3 protein-coding genes are annotated in these 10,365 nt (G+C 38.4%); all 3 read left to right on the top strand.

Annotated elements, in window-relative coordinates:
• The coding region (locus tag HMPREF9703_RS07715) for a G5 domain-containing protein (protein WP_040377044.1) at nt 1-1,921 on the top strand (1,921 nt) is incomplete at its 5' end.
• A 314-nt stretch (nt 1,922-2,235) separates the two neighbouring features.
• On the top strand, nt 2,236-6,249 hold the full coding sequence (locus HMPREF9703_RS07710) for a G5 domain-containing protein (protein ID WP_004636858.1): 4,014 nt from the start codon (nt 2,236-2,238) through the stop codon (nt 6,247-6,249).
• Between the two features lie 349 nt (nt 6,250-6,598).
• Nucleotides 6,599-10,365 (top strand): YPDG domain-containing protein (locus HMPREF9703_RS07705; RefSeq protein WP_004636857.1); only part of this gene is annotated, 3,767 nt, incomplete at its 3' end.

The following is a 10,365-nucleotide window of genomic DNA, read 5'->3' as shown; positions in this document are numbered from 1 at the left end:
GATTAAACCATATGCATTACGTATAATTGTGGACGGTGTCCCAGAAGGTGAGAAGAACTATGATGTTGATCAAACCTTTGATGAAGGAACATTTTCATCAGAAGAAGATTTCAAGAAACAAGTTAACGACCAATATGCATCATATGACGATCGCTTTAAGGTAGTTTCAAAAGACTATAACGATGGTGTGTACACTTTACGCTATGCATGGAATGAGAATGAAGATCGCCCAACGATTAAACCATATGCATTACGTGTATTTGTGGATGGCGTCCCTGTAGACAAGGGAAATCTTGATGAGTTTAAAACCTTTACTGAAGAGAATTATAAAACTGTAGAAGACTTTAAGAATGCTATGGATGAATTATATGCTGGATATGATAGCAATTTCAAGGTGGTTTCTAAAGAGCTTAAGGATGGAGTATACACCTTACGCTATGAATGGAAATCAAAATCTCAAGATGAACGTCTTCAAAATTTAAAAGAAGAAACTGTTAACCTATTACGAAAATTGGGTGCTCCAGCAGATTTAATAGAACTTATTCAAGAAGTTAATAGTCCACAAGTTATTCGTCAATTAGCAAGTGAATTCGAGAAAAATGGATATATTTCAGCTAAACCATCTGAAAACTTAATAAATGAAGAATGGTTGAATTCATCTACTGATCGTCCAGAAGTACCCTCTAACACATATTTTGCTGAGATAGATTTCGAGGTAGAAGAACGAGTAGATGATACGTTACCTAAAGGACAACGTAAAGTTATCCAACCAGGTGTTAAAGGTACGAAGAAAGTTATTGAATACTTCTTCCCGGGTGTCGATGAGCCAGTGAAACATGAAGAAATTCTTAAGGAATCAACTAAAGAAATAGTCCTAGTTGGAACAAAAGAATCTGAATCACAAGACGACGTTAACCAACCTTCAGATATCTACTTCACTGAAATACCATATAAAGTAGAAGAACGTGAAGATAACACCTTAAACAAAGGCGAACGTAAAGTCATCCAACCAGGTGTTACCGGGCTGAAAAAAGTGACTGAATTCAATCAACTTGGAGCTAACGAGCCAGAAAAACACGAGGAAATTATTAAGCAACCAACGAACGAAATAGTCTTAGTCGGAACAAAAGAAGTTACACCACCTGAGAAAAAAGACGACTTCGATGCACAACTGCACCAAAACCTTGTTCAAACTGAATTGGGAGTGAACCGCAATGACTCTATAGCTAACAGCGTCCAATCAGATATTGCAACAAGAGATGACTTCAAGGCAGAATGGTTAGCTGCATACAAGGAACGTACTATTGAAGAGTTGAAAGCCAAAGGATTTACGAATAAATTTGTCTTCAATATTATTCAACGTGCGAATACCATTGAAGGTATCGATAGTGTTGTTGCTGAGCTTAATTCATCAGTAAAAGATAAAGAAAAAGCACCTGAAAAAGGAAAAGGGAACCAGGTTCCGGACCAAGGAAAACCAACTCCGGATAAAGGCCAACAAGCACCACAAAGTGCAAAAGGACTAAGCACAATAGCAGAAGCGAAACCAGCATTCCCACAGGCAGAATTAGACAAGTTAGTCGCTGAAGAACGTGCTAAACGTGAAGCTGAAATCCAAACCTTACCGAACCTAACTCAAGCACAAAAAGATCAGTTAATTGCAGAACTTAAGAAAGCATCAACTGTTGATAAGTTTGACGCAATTCTAGGTGAAGCAAATAAATTGAGTGCTGTACAACCTGCTAAACAGGCAGACGAAAAGCAAACAGATCAGAAACAAGAAGATAAGAAAGAAGATAAAAAAGCAGACAAGAAACAAGGAGAACGTCTACCAGACACAGCAACTGGTGCATGGGCTTTAGGACTTGTTGGGGTATCTTCAATCTTAGTAGGCGCAGGAATCAAAAAAATCAAAAAATAATTAATAATTGGTTTATTTGAATCAATAAAATGGAGGGCGAGAGCTCTCCTTTTTATGTATGTAAATTAATATTCCTTAGCTGATGTGTAAGTGCCCATGATTTAGGCGACGATGTGGTGTCCTGTGAGAGATATCAATCATGCATAAATAATTGTATAAAAAGTATATAAATGAGTGTATGGAGAGCTCTCCCTAATTATTCACATAGTTTTTTATTTTAAATTTCATAATTTTTATATTGATTTTTAGTTAATATGGATATAAAATATACTATTGGATTATTGTCCAATAATAAATGATATGGAGAATGTAGAATGGTTGGGAAAAATAATACGCAAGAAAAATTTAGTCGTCGTGCGAATAAAAATAAACGCTATACATTGAAGAAATTAAGTGTAGGAGTAGCCTCTGTTGCTCTAGGAACAGTATTGCTATTAAATAATGTGGAGACAGTAAGCGCTGATACGGAAGATGACGCCGTTCGTCAAGCTGAATCTATCATTGATGAGGTTGAGCCTGCTGCAAAAGAGATTGAGTCATTATTAGACCAAGCGGATGCTGAGGGACGATCATTAACTCCTGAAGAAAGACAAAAAATCAAAGAAGTTGCACCACAATTATTGGGTGCTGTGGAAAAGTTAGAGGGTATTCAAGACCAACTTCCTAAAGAGACCATCCAAGATATCGAAAAAGATATTGCACCGGAAATGGAAGATGTCGAGCAAGGGATTCAAGAACAAGAAGCAGATGACGCTCAAAAACAAGCTGAACAAGCTGCGGATGAAGGGTTCAAAATTGGAGAGCAGATCGAAGCTTTGTTAGCCAAAGAGAACAAAACAGCAGAAGATAAAAAAGAAATAGCCAAGTTAGCCCAAGAATTATTTGCTAAGGGAGAAACAATTGAAGGCTTGAAGGAACAGTTGCCGGATGATATTCAAGCACAAATCGATGAGGATCTAGCAACAGTAGAAGAAGAGACAGAGCAAAACTTAAAAGAAACAGATGCTTATGATCATGCTAAACAACTAGCGGATGAAGGCTTCGAAATTGGAAAGCAAATCGAAGCATTATCGAATAAGGAATCATTAACACCTGATGAAAAAATGGAGCTTGAAAACCTTAAAGAGGAACTCAAGAAAAAGGGTAAAGAGATCGAAAACATTAAGCACTTGCTTCCGCAAAATATCCAAAAACAAATTGAGGAAGACTTAGCAGCTGCGGAAACAGAGTCGACTCCACAAGAAGAGAAAACATTCGAAAGTGTACGAAAAGAATTATTTAAGCTATTTGACAAACGAACGGAATTATATAACAAGCTAGGTACAGATGATAACGGCCAGAAAGTAACGACGCCAGCTGAGTATGCTGAGATGAAAAAAATCGTGGATGCCATTAAACAGACATTTGCTGAGTTAGAACAAGTAGCTCAAACGGACTCGGAGAAGAGAGGAGCAGCATCACTTAAGGGAGCTCTTATTGAAGGTCAAACAACGATCCCACCATTAAAACAAGAACAAAAAGATAAAGAAGATACAGAATCAAATCAGTCTGAAATCGAGGAAGACTTAGCTGCTGCGGAAACAGAGTCGACTCCACAAGAAGAGAAAACATTCGAAAGTGTGCGAAAAGAATTATTTGAGCTTTTTGCCAAACGAACAGAATTATATAACAAGCTAGGTACAGATGATAACGGCCAGAAAGTAACGACACCAGCTGAGTATGCTGAGATGAAAACAATCGTGGATGCCATTAAACAGACATTTGCTGAGTTAGAACAAGTAGCTCAAACGGACTCAGAGAAGAGCAGAGTAGCATCACTTAAGGGAGCTCTTATTGAAGGTCAAACATTGATTCCGCCATTAAAACAAGAACCAAAAGATACAGAAAATACAGAATCAAATCAGTCTGAAAAACAAGTCGATGAAATTACCAAACAAGCTGATCAAATTATGTCAGAAATTGATCAATTATTTGATGGTGTTGCGCAAGATGAGGAAGGTAACCCAGTCTTAACAGCCAAAGATAATGCTACTTATGAAGAACTAATTAAAAAATTAGAACGTGAAATCCCTACTATTGAATCACAATTAGCCGACTTATCAGAAGCGAATAAAGAAGCAGCTACAGAAAAATTAAACAAATATAAAGAAGAAATTAAAGATGCGAACTTTAGTTTCAAAGTAAATAATGTGCAGAAAAAATTAGTCGAACTTGGTGAATTCTATGATGGATTGAACGAAGATAATGAATTAACTCCGACTGATTTAAATACGTTGGAGATGCATATTGACACATTAGAACAAGCGGTTACTGAAATCGAGGCAGAACTACCACAAATTGATGAAGTCAGACAAGCACATCTGAACGCGTTAATTAATAATGCGAAAGAAGAAATAAACGTGGGACGTCTTCAACTACGCTCTGCTAAGATTATCGATGCAGTGGAAGAAAAATGGGCAAAAATAGATGAATTGTACAAATCACTACAAGATATTGATAATGAAAACTATAATGCTACATTCACCCCTGATCAGCTCGAACAATTGAGAACCTTAATCAGTGACTTAGGGGAAGAGTTAACGAAGGCTGAAGAGGCGATTAAAGAACTTCCTGAGACATACAAGCAAGTGATTGAGGCAGAACTAGCTCCTTATAAAGCAGAACTCTTAGCAGGGAAAAATCAACTTGATTATGTTAATACGATTAAACAAGCGGAAGATATTATGGCAAGCATCGAAGCGTTGTTCGAGAACTTAAGTGTTGTTGATGGGGAACCTGTTGTATCAGCAGAAGAGCAAGCGACATTCGCAAAATTAATCGATGAATTATCCGACGAAATCAAGAAAATAGAAGCTGAATTACCAACTTTCAGTGAAGAGGTTGCCGAAAATGTTCGACAAAAACTAGCAACTTACAAACAAGAAATAAAAGATGCCCAGGAACAATTAAAGGCTATACCATTCACAGCTAAACCAACTGAAAACTTGTACAATAAACAATATGAACGTGGTGAATTACCATCAAAAACTTACAATGCCGAGATACCATTCAAGGTAGAAGAACGTGAAGATAGCACCTTACCTAAAGGAGAGCGTAAGGTCATCCAACAGGGTGCTAATGGAACGAAAAAAGTTATTGAGTACTATTTCCCAGAAGTGGATGAACCTGTAGTATACGAGGAAACTCTTGAACAACCAACGAACGAAATAGTCGTAGTTGGAACAAAAGAATCTGAATCACAAGATGATGTTAAGAAACCTTCAGATATCTACTTCACTGAAATACCATATAAAGTAGAAGAGCGAGAAGACAACACCTTGAACAAAGGCGAACGTAAAGTCATCCAACCCGGTGTCAAGGGGTTGAAGAAAGTGACTGAGTTCAATCAACCTGGAGCCGGCGAGCCAGAAAAACACGAGAAGATTATTAAACAACCAACGAACGAAATAGTCTTAGTCGGAACAAAAGAAGTTACACCACCTGAGAAAAAAGATGACTTCGATGCACAACTGCACAAAAACCTTGTTCAAACTGAATTGGGAGTGAACCGCAATGACTCTATAGCTAACAGTGTCCAATCAGATAGTGCAACAAGAGATGACTTCAAGGCAGAGTTTTTAGCTGCATACAAGAAACGTACCATTGAAGAGTTGAAAGCTAAAGGATTTACGAATAAATTTGTCTTCAATATTATTCAACGTGCGAATACCATTGAAGGTATCGATAGTGTTGTTGCAGAGCTTAATTCATCCGTAAAAGATAAAGAAAAAGCACCTGAAAAAGGAAATCAAGCTCCGGATAAAGAAACTCAAACTTCAGACAAAGGAAAGCCAACACCGGACCAAGGAAAACCAGCTCTGGATAAAGGTCAATCGTTGCCGGATAAAGGCCAAGAGACACCAGATAAAGGCCAACAAGCACCACAAAGTGCAAAAGGTCTAAGCACAACAGCAGAAGCGAAACCAGCATTCCCACAGGCGGAATTAGACAAGTTAGTTGCTGAAGAACGTGCTAAACGTGAAGCTGGAATCCAAACCTTACCGAACCTAACGCAGGCACAAAAAGATCAGTTCGTTGCAAACCTTAAGAAAGCAAGCACCGTCGATGAGTTTGATGCAATTTTAGGTGAAGCCAAAGCATTAACTGCTACCCAACCTGAAAAAGCTGAACAATCCGAAAAACAAGTCGACAAAAAACAAGAAGAGAAGAAAGCAGACCAAAAACAAGGTGAACGCCTACCAGACACAGCTACTGGTGCATGGGCGCTAGGACTTGTTGGGGTATCTTCAATCTTAGCAGGCGCAGGTATCAAAAAAATCAAAGCATAACGAACTAGATTACAAGAAGGGATGCGGAAGCATCCTTTTTTGTATGTCCATCTTATGGTGCAAGCAGTTCACATAAAAAACATCTTTGGCCATTGCGATTCGACTGAAAAATAACGATATTAATCCCCCCCCCGGTATATTTCCAGAAAATAGTTAATATAATATCAAAAAATCAAAATCTATAACTTATCATATCCACTTCACTATCACAATAATCACGATAATTAATATAAAAAGTTCTAAAAATATTAATAAATCTGAGGAGAAAATTTGACAAAATAAAAATCTTCACATAAAATATAAGGTGTACTTACTTTAAGGACAAATACTATATAAATGGAGGAATAATATGGTCGGAAAGAACAATAAACAAGCTCGCTGGTCTAAATCAGCGAATACGTTCAAACGTTACTCACTGAAAAAATTATCAGTTGGAGTAGCGTCCGTTGTTATCGGAACAGGAGTTGCTTGGGCATCAAGCACAACGGTTCATGCAGCGGAAGAAGGAACTGAAGTAGTAACTGGTGATGGAGAAAAAGAAGCACCAGTTGAATCAGCCGTACCTACTGAAGCACCTGTTGTTGGTGGAAATGAAAGTTCATCTCAAGACGCAGTAGCTGACTTAGTGGAAAAAATAAAAGCTGCGGAAGAACCTGCAAGTGAAGCAGCTGATGCCGTAGAACCAAGAGGAGCAAGCGAGTCATCTGACAATGACTACGAGCCGATCCCATCAGACGTGATTGAAGGAGCGGCAGAAACTTCTGATGAAGAAAAAGACGCTACAAGCAAGCCAACATCTGATGATGCGAATGAGCTAGAGTCTGACGAGGAAGAGAGCCGTATTCAACCAAGAAGTTCAAGACCTCGTGCAGCAAGAGAAGCTGAAGCAGCAGAAGCTGACAAATTAGCTGGCAAATACCAGCCATACGTCGGTTCAACACTAGCAAAAGCACAGTTCAAGAGAGTTCCAGAAGCTCTAGACTATATTCAAAATAGAGAAGACCTGAAAAAAGAGGGCCAATCAGTTATTAAGAGCGCTGAGTGGGTAGATAAAGAGGTCTTCAAAAAAGCAGGTCGTCAAAGCACAAAAATTAAAGTGACTTATACGGACGGCTCCGAAGACATTGTAGATATTCGTCTTTTAATCAACAATGGTTACAAAATCGGGAACCAGGAATATACAGGGACCAAAGCTTCTGAAATGTTTGGATTACAAACAGAAAAAGATGGTAATATTGCCTTAGGTCTTAACACACCAGATGCTCGACAAAAAGAAGTCAGAGATAAAAAAAGCATTGAATTTGAAATTACAACTCAAATGGGATTCAATAGAGCTGGTAGAAATGAATACGCATACTTTGAGTTGTCAGATAACCTGGCTCGACACGTCACCTCGGTTGTAGATACAACAAATAGTGAAGATTCTATTCCATGGGAGCGTGTCAGATCACATACAGGAGCATTAACGAATACTTGGCGTAAGAAGTACGCGACTGGTCCTGCTAAAGCTAGAAGAGGGGAAGCACTATTTAACGGTGCTGTACCAACAGTTAGCCAAACAGCTAAAGTACGATTTGATCTGAAAAAGACATTGGGTGAAATTATAAAACAAGAGAATATTACAAAAAACAGTGATATTCAAGCGGAAGTCTTTGTCTACAATGAAGATAAGGCTCGAGCAAAAAATGGTACGCATATTCACCAGAATGTTCTTGTGAAAGATAGATATGGTAATAATGTTCCGGATAGTACGAAAGCAGCCGATTCAATTAGAAGTAGTGCGATAAATTCTTACTTCGATAAAAATATTGGGCCTAACGGTGCCTTTGTGTTTGATCACCATTTTAATAAAAAAGTATTGAATATTAATAATCACCCACACCAATATCAATACCACTATAAAATTGATGAACGCTTAGCGCCGTATATCTCTGATACTAAAGTTTATTACTTGAACGATGGTGGTTCTGGATTAGACTTTAGAGAAAATGCGGAGAATAGTGACGAATTAAGAAAAGTATTTGAAAATGAAGGACCTGCAAGAAAACGCAATGGATGGTCTGGTTTTGAGGCACAATATAATAACGGTCAACGGACTAATTCATGGATTACTAAAGGGACTGAGATAGTAGAGAACCCGCAAGGCCATAATTTCGGTATAGATAGACAGTTAAACACTGGAGAAGGGTATTACAGATTAACGAACTGGTTGGCTAATCCATTATCTCGACAGATGAACTTCTTAAACTCAAGTGCATTGAACGCCGGAACTCGTGTAGCATTCTTACTTAAAGAAGGTCAAACATTAGATGATGTCTTGCGTGCATTCCGTGGTGAAAAATTCACATACGAAGGGTATCTGAAATTAACTGCAAGAGATGGAAATGTACAACCAGGAACACGTGGAAGTGGTTACTATGAAGTACTTGACTTAGATGGTGATGGTAGAGCAGATGAAGGAACGCCATACGATTCGAATATATCAATTGATACAACTTATGAAAATGCAACCAAAATAACAGGTTCTGCCTTATCAGGTATTAAATCAGCAACTTCAGACAACGCTGATGACGGTGCTCTCGTAACTGTATACCGCATAAAAGGTAATGGAAAGGAAAAAATCGGGGAAGCCAAAGTTAAAGCTAATGGAACATATGAAATCTCGGTGCCAAAAGGTAAGCAATTACAAAAAGATGATGTGCTTGAAGTAGAAGCTGTAGATAATGAAGGAAATACTGTTCGCAACAGAACAACAGTATTACCATTGCGGGATAACCAGAAATATGAGCCAACAGGTAAAAATGGCGAAGTTCCTAAAAATAGTCAACCAGTAGCAGAGGACTTTATCAATAATATCGATACTCTACCTGACAACTCAAAATATGATTGGGAAAAACCTGTAGATACTAGCACAACCGGCGAAAAAGACGGTACGGTTATTGTTACTTACCCTGATGGAACGCAGGATAAAGTAAATGTTAAAGTAACCGTCGTAGAAGGACAAAAAAAATCAGAAGAAGTTGAACCTTCATACAAACAACTAACGATTACACCAGGTGAAACGGTAACAACTGAGGCGCCAACGTTTGATGTAGTAGCTACAGCTGATGAAACTGAGACAGATCCAGCACCAGAAGGAACAACATATAAACTTGGCGAAAATCCAAACCTTCCAGATGGTGTAACACTAAAAATTAATGAACAAACAGGTGCAGTTACAATTACATCAAGTGACAATACACCAGTTGGCGAATTCAAAGTGCCAGTTGTAGTGACTTATCCAGATCAATCTACTGATAATGCAGAAGTATCTGTCACTGTAGAAAAAGGTACGAACACAGCTGAAGAAGTCGAACCTAAGTATGAAAACCCAGAACCAGGTATGATTGAGTCTGGAAAGCCTGAGTTCCATGCTGAAGGCAATGAAAAAGATTCAAAAGAAAAACCAGCTAATACAAAATTTGCTAAAGGGGATAACCCACCTGCTGGTTTCAGTTACAATGTTGATCCTAATACCGGGATTGTTAGATTAGAAGAAGACATTCCAGAGGATGGTATCACTGTACCAGTGAAAGTCACTTATGAAGATGGCTCAACTGACACAACAAATGTAACCTTCACACCAAAAGCACCTACTGCACCGGTAAATGATCTTGGTTATCCTGAAGAGGTTACAATCGAAGGAACTGATGAAGGTTCAGCTCGAACAAAAGAAACAGGACAACCTAATTTACCTGATGCTGTGAATAAAGCTGATGGAGATAAATTCCGCTTTAATAAGGATGTACCAGAAGGATTCACTCATGGGAATGACAATGGAACTGAGCTTGTATTCAACGGCGGTACTGCAGATGATCCATCAGATGATGTGACTCTTACAATTGATCCTAACACTGGAAATATAACGGTTAAAGGTGGAGACAAGGCGGATACTCGTAAACCATTCGATATTCCAGTTGAATATGTTTCTAAAGATGATGAACTAAAAGGCTCAGATGTTGTCACTGTTCAAGTAAAACCTAAACCTGAAGCTAAAACACCAGCACCATCAATTGAGAGAGCAGGAGACCCAACAACTGTAACCGAAGGGAAAGAGAAAGCTCTTGAAGACAAGGT

The sequence above is a fragment of the Dolosigranulum pigrum ATCC 51524 genome, assembly GCF_000245815.1.
Classification (GTDB): domain Bacteria; phylum Bacillota; class Bacilli; order Lactobacillales; family Carnobacteriaceae_A; genus Dolosigranulum; species Dolosigranulum pigrum.
This window is presented reverse-complemented; position numbering and strand designations above follow the sequence as displayed.